General features: G+C 63.0%; 15 protein-coding genes. 10 read left to right on the top strand and 5 right to left on the bottom strand.

Annotated features, from left to right (window positions below):
- Nucleotides 1–19: 19 nt before the first annotated feature.
- The 3 genes from NKI16_RS05835 (at nt 20) to NKI16_RS05845 (ending at nt 2,503) form a co-directional block, all read left to right on the top strand.
- On the top strand, nt 20–850 hold the full coding sequence (locus NKI16_RS05835) for a hypothetical protein (RefSeq protein ID WP_352620249.1): 831 nt from the start codon (nt 20–22) through the stop codon (nt 848–850).
- 74 nt (nt 851–924) lie between these two features.
- Nucleotides 925–1,473 carry a hypothetical protein gene (locus NKI16_RS05840; RefSeq protein ID WP_352620251.1) on the top strand — a complete coding sequence of 183 codons (549 nt, stop codon included), beginning with the start codon at nt 925–927 and terminating at the stop codon, nt 1,471–1,473.
- Nucleotides 1,474–1,750: 277 nt separating this feature from the next.
- The gene (locus tag NKI16_RS05845; protein WP_352620253.1) at nt 1,751–2,503 is read left to right on the top strand and encodes an SDR family NAD(P)-dependent oxidoreductase; all 753 of its coding nucleotides are present in this window, start codon (nt 1,751–1,753) and stop codon (nt 2,501–2,503) included.
- Nucleotides 2,504–2,593: 90 nt separating this feature from the next.
- Here NKI16_RS05845 and NKI16_RS05850 read toward each other — a convergent pair whose 3' ends face one another.
- Nucleotides 2,594–3,043, bottom strand: a complete 450-nt coding sequence (locus tag NKI16_RS05850; RefSeq protein ID WP_023675241.1) for a baeRF12 domain-containing protein — start codon at nt 3,041–3,043, stop codon at nt 2,594–2,596.
- Between the two features lie 439 nt (nt 3,044–3,482).
- Here NKI16_RS05850 and cysG point away from each other — a divergent pair, with 439 nt between their 5' ends.
- The 6 genes from cysG to NKI16_RS05880 all read left to right on the top strand — a co-directional run bounded on the left by cysG (nt 3,483) and on the right by NKI16_RS05880 (nt 9,222).
- On the top strand, nt 3,483–4,934 hold the full coding sequence (gene cysG / locus NKI16_RS05855) for a siroheme synthase CysG (protein WP_352620255.1): 1,452 nt from the start codon (nt 3,483–3,485) through the stop codon (nt 4,932–4,934).
- A complete protein-coding gene (locus NKI16_RS05860) occupies nt 4,931–5,236 on the top strand; it encodes a DUF2849 domain-containing protein (RefSeq protein WP_023675243.1) in 306 nt (101 codons plus the stop codon). The genes cysG and NKI16_RS05860 overlap by 4 nt, the downstream gene beginning before the upstream one ends.
- A gap of 73 nt (nt 5,237–5,309) precedes the next feature.
- Nucleotides 5,310–6,980 (top strand): nitrite/sulfite reductase, encoded by a 1,671-nt coding sequence (locus NKI16_RS05865; protein WP_023675244.1) that lies wholly within the window; start codon nt 5,310–5,312, stop codon nt 6,978–6,980.
- On the top strand, nt 6,955–7,719 hold the full coding sequence (locus tag NKI16_RS05870; RefSeq protein WP_352620259.1) for a phosphoadenylyl-sulfate reductase: 765 nt from the start codon (nt 6,955–6,957) through the stop codon (nt 7,717–7,719). The genes NKI16_RS05865 and NKI16_RS05870 overlap by 26 nt, the downstream gene beginning before the upstream one ends.
- Before the next feature lie 208 nt (nt 7,720–7,927).
- Entirely contained in the window at nt 7,928–8,464 is a 537-nt protein-coding gene (locus tag NKI16_RS05875) for a DUF934 domain-containing protein (RefSeq protein ID WP_352453969.1), read from the top strand.
- Between the two features lie 137 nt (nt 8,465–8,601).
- Nucleotides 8,602–9,222 (top strand): DJ-1/PfpI family protein, encoded by a 621-nt coding sequence (locus tag NKI16_RS05880; RefSeq protein ID WP_352620261.1) that lies wholly within the window; start codon nt 8,602–8,604, stop codon nt 9,220–9,222.
- Nucleotides 9,223–9,370: 148 nt separating this feature from the next.
- Here the strand turns inward: NKI16_RS05880 and NKI16_RS05885 are convergent, their stop codons facing one another.
- Both NKI16_RS05885 and NKI16_RS05890 read right to left on the bottom strand, forming a co-directional pair.
- Nucleotides 9,371–10,393: a fatty acid desaturase gene (locus NKI16_RS05885; RefSeq protein WP_352620263.1), complete on the bottom strand. Its 1,023-nt coding sequence runs from the start codon at nt 10,391–10,393 to the stop codon at nt 9,371–9,373.
- 127 nt (nt 10,394–10,520) lie between these two features.
- A complete protein-coding gene (locus NKI16_RS05890) occupies nt 10,521–10,724 on the bottom strand; it encodes a hypothetical protein (protein WP_023675249.1) in 204 nt (67 codons plus the stop codon).
- 236 nt (nt 10,725–10,960) lie between these two features.
- Here NKI16_RS05890 and grpE point away from each other — a divergent pair, with 236 nt between their 5' ends.
- The gene (gene grpE / locus NKI16_RS05895; RefSeq protein WP_023675250.1) at nt 10,961–11,596 is read left to right on the top strand and encodes a nucleotide exchange factor GrpE; all 636 of its coding nucleotides are present in this window, start codon (nt 10,961–10,963) and stop codon (nt 11,594–11,596) included.
- 142 nt (nt 11,597–11,738) lie between these two features.
- Here the strand turns inward: grpE and olsB are convergent, their stop codons facing one another.
- Both olsB and NKI16_RS05905 read right to left on the bottom strand, forming a co-directional pair.
- On the bottom strand, nt 11,739–12,614 hold the full coding sequence (gene olsB / locus NKI16_RS05900; RefSeq protein WP_023675251.1) for a l-ornithine N(alpha)-acyltransferase: 876 nt from the start codon (nt 12,612–12,614) through the stop codon (nt 11,739–11,741).
- A gap of 149 nt (nt 12,615–12,763) precedes the next feature.
- Complete coding sequence (locus NKI16_RS05905) at nt 12,764–15,052, bottom strand: PAS domain-containing hybrid sensor histidine kinase/response regulator (RefSeq protein WP_352620267.1); 2,289 nt, start codon at nt 15,050–15,052, stop codon at nt 12,764–12,766.
- Nucleotides 15,053–15,073: the final 21 nt, after the last annotated feature.

A 15,073-nucleotide genomic window follows, 5' to 3' on the forward strand; every position in this document is an offset into this window, starting at 1 on the left:
GTCGGGAGGGCAAGGTGGCATGGCACACAAAGTCGACTCGTTGCGAGCGGGACAGGTGCTTTTCCGCGTCCATGCGCAAGCGGTGGACGGGGAGGTTGATGCAGGTGTCTTCGCCGCCAAGCTTACCACTCTCATTAAGGCGCTAAAGGCGGCTGACAGGGCAGTCAACAAGGGGCTGTCCGCCCATCAATACACAATAGCCAAGCTTCATACTTCCTCGCCAACCGCAATCCTCAACGAACGCTTGGCGCTGGCAGTGCCTTACCCGCTATTATCTGGCATTTCCGCCTTTGACAGTTGCGCCGACACGTTAGCCTTAGGCGAGCGCCCCGACCTTGAGATTTTTGGAGGCACGGTCCAGAAAATAAAGTCCCTCGCCACCGGAGCTAGCAACTCGTTTGGCTATGCCGAGATTTGGACAGACAACGACAGCGTTGTCCGGGTGGATCCATTTTTGCGTGAGCGTGCCGACGCAGCAATCGCGTTCGAGCGAGAACTGGCGGCGCCAGTCAAGGCTCGTTGGTTCAAAGGCAACGTGTTTGCCAGTTTTGACGGGACTCTAAAGGCAGTCGATCTCCGTGGAGCGGTTCCGCAAATCAAGCTAACGCTAAAGGCTGGCGGCAAGGACATAGATTGTATTTGCCGGGCTGAGCATTTTGAAGAAATCAAAGAGGCGCTGAACCGGAGGGTCCGGGTATCTGGACGCGCAATCTATGACGGAAAGAGCGGCCTTCCTAGACGAGTTGAGGTAGCTCGAATTGATCTCACCCGCGAGGCGGGTGACGTGTCTCGTTGGCGAGGGTCATTCGAGCCGTTTGATACCCCCGATTGGCCGGGGGATAACGATTGAGCGAATCGAAGAACCTTTTCTGGGATTCTTGCTGTTTCATCCGATACCTATCGGGGCCGAGCGATGCAGAATGCTTGGATGACATCATTCGGTTTGTCGAGGATAAGGCCGGTCCCACAATTCACTACTCGTCTTTGGCCCTAGCTGAGATAAGGCCAAGCCACTTCAAAGGTACGCACTTCAAGAGCGCACTAGATTTCTTCGAGGATTTAGGACCACGGTTTGTGCAGATCGAGGCAAATCCAAACGTGATGGTTTGGGCAGGCGAGCTGCGCGATTCTCAATCTACAAATCCCTACCCGAAGGCAACAACCACCCGGGTTTTTAGTACCCCCGATGCAATCCAGCTCATGACATGCATCTATGCGCGCGATGTGCTAGACGTGAAGGATATCGTTTTCCAGACACTCGACCAAGGGAAAGGCAAAACTTGGGAGGGCAAGTGCATACCATTGTTAGGGATCGAGGAATGGTTCCCAGAGCCTACGCGAACAGAACGGCTCAAGACGGTTTGCGGTCTCACGAGGCAGAAACCATATCAAGCTCAAGGCACCCTTGCGGGCGTGGTGGCGCATGGAAAATCGTTTAACACTCAGCCAGGCGATCAAGACCGGGCGCATTGAGGATTTCATCCGCCAGCAAGAGGCGGCTGGCGTCGGTCCAATTGAAGAGGCTGCCTTTCTAAAAGCAGCCTCCAAGGTCATCAAACACGAGCCACAATCATATCAAACATGGCACCTGCTTATGAGCAAGGTCTAGCAGCGATCGCTTCTTGCGGAAGGACAAGCCAATAGCGCGCGTCGATCGATGGGTGCCTGCGCGGTCGATCCTCGCCAAAGCCCGAACGACCCTCGCCACCGTTCGCACATTCGGCTAGATGTCGTCGTCGGAGTGACAGACATGGCTGAACGCGACACCAGAAAAACCATCGTGCTGACCGGCGCCAGCCGTGGCATCGGCCATGCCACGGTCAAGCGCTTTTCACGCGAAGGCTGGCGCATCATCACCTGCTCGCGCCAGGCCTTTGCCGAGGACTGCCCGTGGCCGGCCGGACCGGAAGACCACATCAAGGTCGATCTCGCCGACCAGGAGGATGTCGGCATCGCCATCTCGGAAATCCGCCACCGGCTCGAGGCGCATGGCGGCCAGCTGCATGCGCTGGTCAACAATGCCGGCATCTCGCCCAAGCTCAAGGACGGCAACAGCCGCATGAACTCGATCGACACGCCGATGCATGTCTGGCGCGACGTCTTCCAGGTCAATTTCTTCGCCCCGATCATGCTGGCGCGCGGACTGTTCAAGGAATTGGCATCGGCCAAGGGCTCGATCGTCAACGTCACCTCGATCGCCGGCACCCGCGTGCACCCCTTCGCCGGCACCGCCTATGCAACGTCGAAGGCGGCACTCGGTTCGCTGACCCGCGAGATGGCGCATGATTTCGGCCCGCACGGCATTCGCGTCAATGCCATTGCGCCGGGCGAGATCGACACAGCGATCCTGTCGCCGGGCACGGAAAAGATCGTCGAGACGATTCCGCTGAGAAGATTGGGCACCACGGCGGAAGTCGCCGACATCATCTTCTTCCTGTGCTCGCAGCAGGCGTCCTACGTGACGGGGTCCGAAATCCACATCAATGGCGGCCAGCACGTGTAGAAGGCTTTCCAGGCGAGCGAGCCGGCAGGATTTGTCAGCATCGCGGGCGGCGTGTTCAAGTCTGGCGGCGGTTGACGCCGCCGATGCCGATCAGGTCGCCTGCAGCAGGTTCTCGATATCGGGTATGCTGTGGTTGGTCAGCGTCTTTGGAATTTCGGCCGTTATCTTGTCGGTAACCTCCTTGTGCAGTTTCCTGCGCATGTCGCCCAGCACCGGCGGCGGCGCGATCAGCACGATCTCCTTGAAGCTGCCGCGATGCGCGAGCTTGTAGAGCCTGTCGGCAATCTCTTCGGCAAAACGCTCCTTGCCGAGACGGTGCCAGTCGGTGTCCTCGACCGCACTGCGGTGGACGGAAGGGCCGTCGCTGTAGCGGCCGGGGCGGTCGGTGCCCTGTTCTCGGGTTGCCGGATTTTCCTGCTCCATCTCGTGCACGACCTGAAGGTCGGGATATTGGACGTCTCCACGGTTCTCGAGAAACAGCGCCTTTTCGCCATCTGCCACCACGATCCACAGTCCGCGTTTCAGTCTGACGTTGCTCATGGGGCGCTCCTTTTTTGATTTTTCAAGCCCATCGCCAAGCCTTTGCCGTAGGGGCATGACCGGGCTTGGGCCCTAGTGCAAACGCGTGCCGAGGCGGGAATGTTCCGGTACTCGGACCCGGTATTCCGACAAGGGCCGGCGAGAGCGCCGGGCTGCCTTTGATGGCTCGGTCGGCATCCGGCGGCTTAATCTACTAAATTGATAGAATTTAGAAAAATCTGTTTTGTGGTTAGCTCCTCCGGCCGCTGAAAAGGCAGCGGATCAAGGGCTGCAACAGCAGCTTCAATCTGCTCCGCATTTGAATGTGGAATATTTTTCTCTTGGCCTTCATGCTTGCAGAAAAGAGATTGCCTGCTACGAAGCGATGCGCGAGTGGGTGCCTTCTGGTTTTTCGCGCCCCCGCGTAGAACTGACAAACGGTTCCAGGATTCCGCTCGTCATGCCGCAAGCCACGCCCAAGCTCAATGCCTTTCCCGTCTTCATGCGGGTCGAGGGCGAAGCCATAGCCATCGTCGGCGGCGCAGAGGAAGCGCTGGCCAAGGCGCGGCTGCTCGCGCAGTCGAGCGCTGTGCTGCGCATCGTCAGCGATGAAACAAGCCCGGAGCTGCTGGCCTTTATCGCCGAGACGGGGGCCGCCCACATCGCCGAGGCCTATGATGCAGCACATCTCAATGGTGCGGTGATGGTGTTTGCCGCCAGCGGCGACGAGGCGCTCGATCGCCGCGTTGCCGGGGATGCGCGCCGGCTGGGCATTCCGGTCAATGCCGTCGACCGGCCGGAGCTATGCGATTTCTTCACGCCGGCACTGGTCAACCGCGCGCCGGTCGCCATTGCCATCGGCACGGAAGGTGCCGGCCCGGTGCTGGCGCAGATGCTGCGCAGCCGCATCGACCGCATGCTGTCGCCCTCGCTCGGTCCGCTCGCAACTCTCGCCGCATCGTTTCGCGACACCGCCGAAAGACTGCTGCCGAAGGGCAATGCCCGCCGCCGCTTCTGGAGCGATTTCTTTGGCGGTGCACCGGCCCGCGCTGTCGAGGCCGGCGAGCTTTCGCAGGCGCATGATGCGGCCGTCGGCCTGCTGCTTTCGAAAGAACCGGCATCGGGCCATATCGCGCTTGTCGGCGCCGGTCCGGGCGCCGAGGACCTTTTGACGCTGCGCGCCCATCGCCTGCTGATGGAAGCCGACGTGATCGTCCATGACGCGCTGGTGCCGGAGGCGATCGTCGCCATGGGCCGTCGCGACGCCGAGCGCCTGCCGGTCGGCAAGCGCAAGGGCTGCCATTCCAAGAGCCAGGCCGAGATCAATGCGCTGCTGGTCGAGCTTGGCCACGCCGGCAAGCGGGTCGTGCGGCTGAAGTCCGGCGACCCGCTGGTGTTCGGCCGGGCCGGCGAGGAGATGGCGGCACTTCGCGATGCCGGCGTCGCCTACGAAGTGGTTCCGGGCGTCACCGCGGCCTTCGCCGCCGCCGCCGATTTCGAACTGCCGCTGACGCTGCGCGGCGTGTCGTCGTCGATGGTGTTCACCACCGGCCACGACCTCAAGGGAAATTCGCTGCCAGACTGGGCAAAGCTCGCCATTTCCGGCGCGACGGTCGCCGTCTATATGGGGCGCTCGGTCGCCGCCGAGGTCGCCGGCCGGCTGATCGAAGCCGGCCTGTCGCCGGATACGGCCGTCGCCGTGGTCGAGAATGCCAGCCTTGCCAACCGCCGCCGTTTCCACGGCACGCTCGCCGACCTGCCATCGCTGGAGGCGCGTGCCGACCTCAGCGGCCCGGTGATGACCATCATCGGCGACGCGGTCGCCGGCGCCAATTTCGAACGGTCCGAGCCACTGGCGGCACACAGGCAGGAAAGCGTGGCCCGTGCTGCCGCGCAAGGAGTGAACCAATGAAAGTCCTGACCGCGAACCGCCTCGCCGACGGCATAGCCGTCTGGTACGCCAATGGCGGCTGGGCCGAGACCATCGACCATGCCGACATCGCCCATGACAAGGCGGCCGAGGACCGGCTGGAGGCGATCGGCGCCAAGGCCTCCGCCGCCAACGAAGTGGTCGACGTCAACCTGATAGACGTGACCGTGGCCAACGGCACGGTCGAAGCGGTCCGGCTGCGTGAAAAGATCCGTGCCGCCGGCCCGACCACCCGCAACGACCTGGGCAAGCAGGCCCGTCCGCAAGCCGCACGCGCGGCATAGATGACCCAAGCATGATCCCGATCATGCTCGAACGAAGAAAATAACGGGCGGACGCGCCCGGAAAGACCTGAATATGTACCGTTACGATGAGTTCGACCACGATTTCGTCAAGGCCCGCGTCGCCGAGTTCAGCGACCAGGTCGCGCGGCGCCTTGCCGGCGAGATCACCGAGGACCAGTTCCGGCCGCTGCGGCTGATGAACGGCGTCTATCTGCAGCTGCATGCCTATATGCTGCGCATCGCGGTGCCGTACGGCACGCTGAACAGCAAGCAGCTGCGCATGCTCGGCCACATCGCCCGCAAATACGACAAAGGTTACGGCCATTTCACGACGCGCCAGAACATCCAGTTCAACTGGCCGGCGCTGTCGGACATCCCGGCGATCCTGGCCGATCTGGCAAGCGTCGAGATGCACGCCATCCAGACCAGCGGCAATTGCATCCGCAACGTCACCGCCGACCACTTCGCCGGCGCCGCCGCTGACGAGGTTGCCGATCCGCGCCCCTATGCCGAAATCCTGCGGCAATGGTCCTCGGTGCATCCGGAGTTCTCGTTCCTGCCGCGAAAATTCAAGATCGCGGTGACCGGCGCCGAGCGCGACCGCGCCGCCATCCAGACGCACGACATCGGCCTGCATCTGAAGAAGAACGCCGCCGGCGAGCTCGGTTTCGCCGTCTATGTCGGCGGCGGCCAGGGCCGCACGCCGATGGTGGCCAAGAAGATCCGCGATTTCCTGCCCGAAGCGGATCTGTTGTCCTACTGCACGGCGATCCTGCGCGTTTACAACCTCTACGGCCGTCGCGACAACAAGTTCAAGGCGCGCATCAAGATCCTGGTCCATGAGACCGGCGTCGAGGAGATCACCCGCCAGGTCGAGGCCGAATGGCAGGAGTTGAAGGACGCCGAGCTGAGGCTGCCGGAAGAAGACATCCGCGCCATCGACGCCTATTTCGCGCCGCCGGCGCTTGTCGACCGGCCGGAAGGCGATGAGGCGGTCAAGCTTGCCCGCCTCGACTCGAAGAGCTTTTCCGAATGGCTGGACCAGAATGTGGTCACCCATCGCCATCCCGACTACGCGGCGGTGACCATCTCGCTCAAGGGCATCGGCGAGACGCCGGGCGATGCCTCCGACAGCCAGATGGAAGCGGTCGCCGACATTGCCGAAAAATATTCCTTCGACGAGCTGCGCGTCAGCCACGAGCAGAACCTGATCCTGCCGCATGTCGCGCGGGCCGACCTCAAGGCGGTCTATGACGCGCTTGTCGATATCGGGCTGGCGACGGCCAATTCCAACCTGATCAGCGACATCATCTCCTGCCCCGGCCTCGATTATTGCGCGCTGGCAACGGCGCGCTCGATTCCCGTGGCGCAGGAAATCTCGCGGCGCTTCGCCTCACTGGAGCGCCAGCGCGAGATCGGCGAATTGAAGCTGAAGATTTCCGGCTGCATCAATGCCTGCGGCCATCACCATGTCGGCCATATCGGCATCCTCGGGGTCGAGAAGAAAGGCGCCGAGCTCTACCAGGTGACGCTCGGCGGCTCGGCCGACGAGAACACCTCGGTCGGCGAGATCATCGGCCGCGGCTTCAGTTCGGAAGAGATCACCGACGCCATCGAGCAGATCGTCGAGACCTATCTCGGGCTTCGGCTGGACAGAAACGAAAGATTCATCGACGCCTACCGCCGTGTCGGTCCCGCGCCGTTCAAGGAGGCGCTCTATGCTGGCGAAGCCAAGGCCGCTTGACCGGATCGTCGACGTCGAGGCCGGCATCGCCGCCCAAGCGGCGGGTCTCGACGCGCTCTACGGCCATCTGAAGCCGCTGGAGATCATCGAGCGGTCGGCCCGGGAGTTCTTTCACGGCGAAATCGCCGCCGTCTCGTCCTTCGGCGCGGATTCGGCGGTGCTGCTGCACATGATCGCCGAGATCGACCGCACGCTGCCGGTGATCTTTCTCGACACCGGCAAGCATTTCGAGGAGACGCTCGGCTATCGTGACGCGCTGGTTGCCGATTTCGGGCTGAGCGATATCCGGGTGATCAGGCCCGACGATGCGGCGCTGGCAAGGATCGACCCGACCGGCAATCTGAACGAGACCGACACCGACGCCTGCTGCGACGTCCGCAAGGTCGAGCCGCTGGCGCGCGGCGTCGAGCCGTTCCGCGCCTGGTTCACCGGCCGCAAGCGCTTCCAGGCGGCGACCCGGGCAGCGCTGCCGGTGTTCGAGGCGGTCGGCTCGCGCATCCGCATCAATCCGCTGGCGCACTGGACGACATCGGACCAGGCCGGCTACATGCGCGCGCATGCGCTGCGTGAGAACCCGCTGGTCGCCTATGGCTATCTGTCGATCGGCTGTTTCCCATGCACGCAGCCGGTGCAACCGGGCGACGACGCGCGCAGCGGCCGCTGGGCCGGGCACGCCAAGACCGAATGCGGCATCCACTTGTCGGGGCTGGAAAGGTCGCTGACCGACGCCTCGCTTTAGGATATGTTGATATTCAGCCGGCCTGCAAACGGCGGCTTCCTGCGCTTCCGGCGCTCACGTACCCAAAGTACGCTCCGCTCCGGTTCTCGGAAGCCACCCAGTTTGGTCGCTTCGCGCCCGCCGTCGGCTTCGGCTCGGCCTGACCTGAATCTCAACGCACCCTGAGGTGTTTTGCACTTTAGAATCTTTGGACTTGGGAATTTTCTTGATGAGCGACTTGATAGCCGAAAACGCCATGAGGCTGTGGACACCGGATGGGTTCCGCGAGGACGAGTGGGTTCATGCCGAAAGCGCCGAGGCGCTGGTCGGCAATGGCCGTTTCATCCTGCCGTTGCAGGCGTTTCTCGGCCTCGATCCGGAGGTGCGGCGGTCGGCGAAGGAGCGCATCGGTGTGCTGCTGCAGCCCGGCGATCAGCTCGAAAAGATCGCAGGCCTGCTCGATCAGCTGTCGCTGGTGGCGCTGGCGTTTCCGGCGTTCAATGACGGCCGCTCGTTCTCCAAGGGCGAATTGCTGCGCAGCCGTTATCATTTTGCAGGCGCTATGCGCGCCACCGGGCAGGTGCTGATTGATCAACTGCCGCATATGCTGCGCCTCGGCTTCGATGAATTCGAGATATCGCACCCGGTGCTGCTGAAGCGGCTCGAGCAAGGTCGGACCGGCGGACTGCCGCTGTCCTACCAGCCGGCGGTGAAGCCGGAGGCCAAAGGCCCGAAATATTCGTGGCGGCGGGTGCGCGCCGGCTGATCTGCTCCAGGGGACCAGAAGCCCTATCTGGTCGGACCACATTCCCGATTCAGCCTTTTATTTTGCGCCTCTCCGCCTTAGGATAGGCCCATTATTTCGTGATCCGAATAAATGTGGCCACAAGGGAGGAACCGGGTATGGCTGGCAAGAAGATATTGATGCTCGTTGGCGAGTTCAGCGAGGAGTACGAGATTTTCGTCTTTGAACAGGCCATGCATGCGGTGGGCCACACCGTCCATGTCGTTTGCCCCGACAAGAAGGCCGGCGATATCCTGAAGACCTCGCTGCACGACTTCGAGGGCCACCAGACCTATACGGAAAAGCTCGGCCACGACTACATCCTCAACAAGACGTTTTCTGAGGTCAATCCGGCCGACTACGATGCCGTCTACGCGGCGGGCGGGCGCGGGCCGGAATATATCCGCATCGACAAGCGCGTGCAGGCGCTGGTGCGGCATTTCCATGAGACGGGAAAACCGGTCTTCACCATCTGCCACGGCGTGCAGATCCTGATCGCGGTCGACGGCGTGGTGCGCGGCCGCGAAGTCGCGGCGCTGCAATATTGCGAGCCGGAAGTCACGCTGGCCGGCGGCATCTATATCGATGTTGCGCCGACCGGCGCCCATGTCGACGGCAATCTGGTGTCGGCCAAGGGCTGGCCGGGCCTTGCCGCGTTCATGCGCGAATGCCTGAAAGTGCTGGGCACCGAGATCCGCCAGGGCGATGTCCTGATGCGCGACCAGCGCCAGGCGGCTTAAGCTCGGAATGTGGAGCCCCGCCGCACCCCTAACGCATGTCGCGCAAAAGTGTTCAGCGGTTTTGCGATAACGGCATGCATAAACAAGAACCTAAAGCGCGTCGCATGAGGCCGGTCGAGCGCGACGCGCTTTAGGTGCGGCGGTGCGTCTACACGGCCATCCGCGCTTCGCGGAACGATACCAGCTTGCTGCGGCTCTCGTCCCACAGCGCCAGCTTGACGCAGCGCAAGCTGTCGAGGAGTGTGACGCGGCCGATCTCACGCAGCTCCGGATAGTCCCTCAGCACTTCCGGAAGCCGGTAGCATGGCACCTTGGCCGAGAGGTGGTGCACGTGGTGGACGCCGATATTGCCGGTGATCCAGTTCAGCACCGGCGGCAGGTCGTAATAGGACGAACCGTGCAGGGCAGCGTGCTGGAATTCCCACTCGGAGTCCTTTGTCCACTCCGTCTCTTCGAACTGATGCTGGACATAGAACAGCCAGATGCCGGCCGATCCGGCGAGGATGACGATCGGCAAATGCACGACCAGAAACGCGCCGGGGCCAACGAACCAGATGAGCAGAGCGGCTATGACCGTGATGGCTAGGTTGGTGGACATCGACGACACCCAAGGGGTGAGGCCGCCCCGCATCATGCCCAAGGGCAGTCTCTGCTCGAAAATGAAAATCCAGATCGGGCCAAGGCCGAACATCACCAGCGGATGGCGATAGAGGCGATAGGCGAGCCGGCCCCGCCACGACAGTTGCCGGTATTCGGCGACGGTCAGTGTCTTGATGTCGCCGGTGCCGCGCTCGTCGAGATTGCCGGCGCTGGCGTGATGGGTTGCGTGGGCGCGGCGCCAGCAATCGTAGGGCGTCAGCGTCAGCACGCCAAGGACGCGGCCGATCCAGTCGTCGGCATAGCGATTGGCAAAGAAGGAGCCGTGGCCGCAATCGTGCTGGATCATGAAGATCCGCACCAGAAAGCCGGCGGCCGGAAGGATGAGGACCAGACCCCACCAATGGCCATAGGCATAAGCGGCCGAGGACAATCCCCACAGCGTGGCGAAAGGAATGAGGGTGATGGCGAGTTCGACGGCGCTGCGACGCCTGTCGGGCTTTTTATAGCGCGACAGGATTTTCAACCAGGCGCGCTTGCTGTTTGCCACAGCTTCGGGGGAAATCATGTTCATCATGAAACATAGGCGGAGCAGGGCGCTGCCGCAAGGCGGCGATCACGCAAAGTTACTGCGGGTAAATGTCGCGCGATGGCGAGGAATTGGTGGCCGCAGTCGCCGGGCGCACGGCCTGCAATGGTGTCTACCGACGGCGCCCGCCTGCGACCACCTTGGCTTCCACGCCGTCCAGGCGGTCGAGCAATTCCTTCAGACGGTCGGGAATATCGGACTCCGTGCGGAAGGCCGGCAAGGTGCGCAGAAAGCGCTTGGTCGCCTCGGTGCCGAGCTGGCGCCGGATATCGGCGGCGAGCCCGTCGCGTTTTTCGCCATTCCTGCGGGGCATCATCCAAAATCCTGTGTCGGCTTCGAAACTCTTCCAAGGGAGGAATGGTTCCCGCATTGTAGTATGCTGGCAAGCAAAGCCGTCGGGTACGGTAAAGTTTGAATTAAAATCGAGAGGTCTGCGCCGTCCGCCATCAAGCAGCGACAGCGGCTGCAGTATCGCTTGCCCCTTGATTTTTGGCCGCTAAACCTCGATATCGGGCGCAAATCCACACCATTCGAAAATGACGGGAAACGGCGATGAGCGACCAGGCAAAAGACGAACGCGCGCCCGATGAAGCCGAGAAGACCGAGGCTGCCGCGGAGCCAAGGGAAGGCGGCGTCGACGGCGACTATGAAGCGCTTGTGCGGCTTCTGAAGGAAAACGAAGAGCTGAAGGATCGCGCGCTGCGCGTCGCGGCCGACATGGAGAACTTGCGTCGCCGCACCGCCCGCGACGTCCACGATGCGCGCGCCTATGCGGTTGCCAATTTTGCCCGCGACATGCTTTCGGTGTCAGACAATCTGCGCCGTGCGCTGGATGCCATCCCGGAGGAGGCCAAGGCTTCGGGCGATGCCGGCTTCAAGGCGCTGATCGACGGCGTCGAGATCACCGAGCGCGCCATGCTGTCGGCGCTGGAACGCCACGGCGTGAAGAAGCTCGAGCCCGAGGGCGAGAAATTCGATCCGAATTTCCACCAGGCGATGTTCGAGGTGCCCAATCCCGACGTACCGGCCAACACGGTCGTGCAGGTCGTGCAGCCCGGCTATTCGATCGGCGAGCGTGTTCTGCGGCCGGCCATGGTCGGCGTCGCCAAGGGCGGCCCCAAGCATGTCGCAAGCGAAGCGCCAGTGGAGCCGGGGCCGGTCAACGAGCAGGCTGAGAAGGATGCGTGAATGGTGAATGGTGAATAGTGAATGGTTAGTAGTGAATGGTGAGTAGTGAGTAGTGAGTAGTGAGTAGTCAATTGCTGCTCCAGCAGTCAGTGCTAGGTTCTATTCACTATTCACTATTCACTATTCACTCACTATTCACTACTCAGGCCGCAAACCGCTGCGCTTCTCCGCCATAATAATTGACGTAGCGGGCGCCGATCTCCTTGACCGGCATAACCACGAACACGTCGACCGTCGAGAATTCACGATCAATGACGCAACCGTCGCCGATGCGCGCGCCGACGCGCAGATAGCCCTTGACCAGCGGCGGCATCGCGGCGATCGCCGCCTTGGTATTGACGGCCTCGATCGGCATCAGATCCATGGAACAATAGCGCCCGGCGACGGCGCGCACGTCCCAGGATGAATTCGTCCGGCAGTGGTGGGCAAGATAGGTCAGCGCCTCCGCATGTGCCGCCGGCACGGTGCCGTGGAACGACGCGCAGCCGGTCATCACGCCGATGCCGTAATGGTTGATGTAGGCCCAGATGCCTTGCCACAGCGCCTCGATGGTGCGCTTCGAGCGGTATTCCGGCAGAACGCAGGAGCGGCCGAGCTCGAGGAAGCGCTGGCCGGGATGCCGCGCGATCAGCTTGGTCAGCTCGAATTCACCTTCGGAATAGAAGCCGCCGGCGGCCGCGGCAATCTCCTGCCGCAGCAGGCGGTAGGTGCCGACGATGCGGCGATGCTCGGGGCCGGAAAGCGAAGTATCGAAGACCAGCAGATGATCGCAGAGGGGATCGAAGCGATCGGCATCGCGGCGGTCCTGCATCTGGAACAGGTCCTTCCTGGCACCAAGCTCGTCGTAGAACACCCGGTAGCGCACTTCCTGCGCGGCAGCGATCTCGGCCTCGTTGCGGGCGAGCCGCACTTCGAGATTGCCGATGCGGCCGAGCGATGCGCCTTTTATGACGGCATCGGCGTTCCGGCCGACGAGCAAAGGCCCGCTGGCGTTCGGCCGAGCATCACATTCCGGCATGACTGTATGCACGAGTGATTCTCCTTCGAGCCATCCCTCTTGGCACGGGGATACGGTGTAGGTGCAACAGGATTGTGACAGTACCGTGATACGGCTCTGCGGGCAATACTTCGTCGGCTGGGTAATCTATCAACCGTCTATGTTGTGCCTCAGGCGGCCGCTTGCCCTTCGACCGCATGAACCAGGGCATCGGGGTCGAGCGGCTTGGTGACGAAGCCGCTGGCACCGTGAGCGAGCACGGCGTGGCGGGTCTTTTCCTGGCTGTCGGCCGACAGCACCATGATCGGCACCGGCGGCACCGCGGTCTCCTCCTCATGGCGGCGGATGGCGGCGATGGCGTCCAGGCCGTCCATGACAGGCATATGCAAGTCCATCAGCACCACGTCGTAACGGTGCTTGTGGCCGGTGCTGATGACCGCCTCGACGGCGGCCTTGCCGTTGCCGACCACTTTCACGCGATGCCCGGCCTTCAGCAGCGTGGCGCGGGCCAGCATGGCGTTGATGTCGTTGTCCTCGGCGATCAGCACCGACAGGCCCTGCTGGCGGGCGCCAATGGCGTGCCCCGCCTGCGCGCCGCGCCTTTGCAGTTGCGGCTCGGCGATGACCGGCGCGTGGCTGGTCAAAAGCACGCGCAGCAATGTCTCGCCGCGCACCGGCCTCGCAAGGAAGGTGGCGTAACCATTGGCACGGAACTCGCCAAGCATGCCACGGTCGGTCGGTGCGATCAGCGTCACTGCCTCGCAATCGGCAAATCCGCTCTGGCGCAGGCGCCTGAGCAGCCTGCCGTCGCTTTGCTCCAGGGCAGCATCGATCAGCAGCACGTCGCAGCTCTCGGCGAAAGGGGTGGCCTGGGCGGCGGCGGTGGCCAGATCGACCGTGCCGCCATTGGCGCGAATGGTGCGGGCGAGGGCTTCGGCCTCGACCAGGTTCTTCGACACGATCACCGCATGCCGGCCCGACAGCGCGTCCTGGCGGATCTGCGGCGCCTCGACGGCGGAAATAGCGGGAATCTCGAAGACGAATTCGGACCCCTGGCCAAGCCGGCTCGACACAGAGATAGTGCCGCCCATGGCGGTCACCAGGCGCTTGGAAATGGCGAGACCGAGGCCGGCACCGCCATGCGCACGGGTCGAGGTGCCGTCAGCCTGTTCGAAGTCCTCGAAGATGCGCTCCATGTCCTCCTCGCGCAGACCGGGGCCGGTATCAGCGATGGTGAAGCGGATGCGGTCGGTGGTTTCGGTGCGGACGCGGGCGATGCTTGCCAGGACGCCGCCGCTGTCGGTGAACTTGACGGCGTTGCCGATGAGATTGAGCAGCACCTGCCTGACCCTGCCGGGGTCGGCGGTGATCAGCTGCGGCACGTCGGGTTCGACATGACAGCCGAGGCCGATATCCTTGGCAAAAGCCCGCGCCGCCAAAAGCTCGATGACATTGTCGGCGATCTCGCGCACCGACATTGGCTGCGGTTCGGGATCGAAGCGGCCGGCCTCGATCTTGGAGTAGTCGAGCAGGTCCTCGATCAGCGCCAGCAGCGCGCTGGCCGAGGTCGAGATGGCGCCGACATAGGTCCGCTGCTCGGGCGAAAGGCTGGTGTCGGCGAGAAGCCGGGCCATGCCCATGATGCCGTTCATCGGCGTGCGGATCTCGTGGCTGACGGTGGCGAGGAAGCGCGATTTGGCCTGGCTCGCATATTCGGCCCGCTCGCGGGCGGTGATCAGCGAGGATTCGGCGCGCTTGCGAGCGGTGATGTCGCGGGCGATGGCGCGATGCGAAACGGCGCCGCTGTCCTTGTCGCGCACCGACAGCTCGATCCAAGAGAACCAGCGTGGGCCGTCCGGCGTGCGAATGGCGACGTCGGTGGAACTCAGGCATTCATGGTCGGAAAACGCGGCGTCGGGGACGATGCCGACATCGATCCCTAATTCGGCCAGGGTCTTGCCGGCAAGGTCGCGCTGGTCGGTCTCGACAAGGTCGGCGAAAACCTTGTTGGCGTAGACAATGTGGCCGTCGCGGTCACGATGGACGACGAGATCGCCGAGTGCATCGATCAGCCCGCGAAAGCGCTCCTCGCTCTCCTGCATCTCCCACATGCGGTCGGCCAGCGTCTCGATTTCGGCGCGGCTGCGGGCGGTCGTGGCATCGAGCAGGGCCACCGCGCGGCGCTCGGTGCGCCTGTTGCGCAGATGCATGGCGAGCCCGGCGATGGCTGTCGCCAAAAGGCCGATAGTGATGAAGATCGGTGCCCCGGTCAGATGCGAAAAGCCTGCCAGCACCACGATGGCGACGAGCGTCAGGAAGGGCAGGCCTTCGCGGTTGGAGGCCGGCAGTTCCGGCGCCAGCGGTGGCGCGGCGACAAGCTGCCGTCCTGGCGCCGCGGGGGCCGTCCCGTCGGCCCGTTCGGTTGGTTCCGCCTCTCTGATGCCGGGTTCCGCAATCATACGGAAATCCTGCCAGACAGA

This window comes from Mesorhizobium sp. M0698, from assembly GCF_040320455.1.
Taxonomy (GTDB): domain Bacteria; phylum Pseudomonadota; class Alphaproteobacteria; order Rhizobiales; family Rhizobiaceae; genus Mesorhizobium.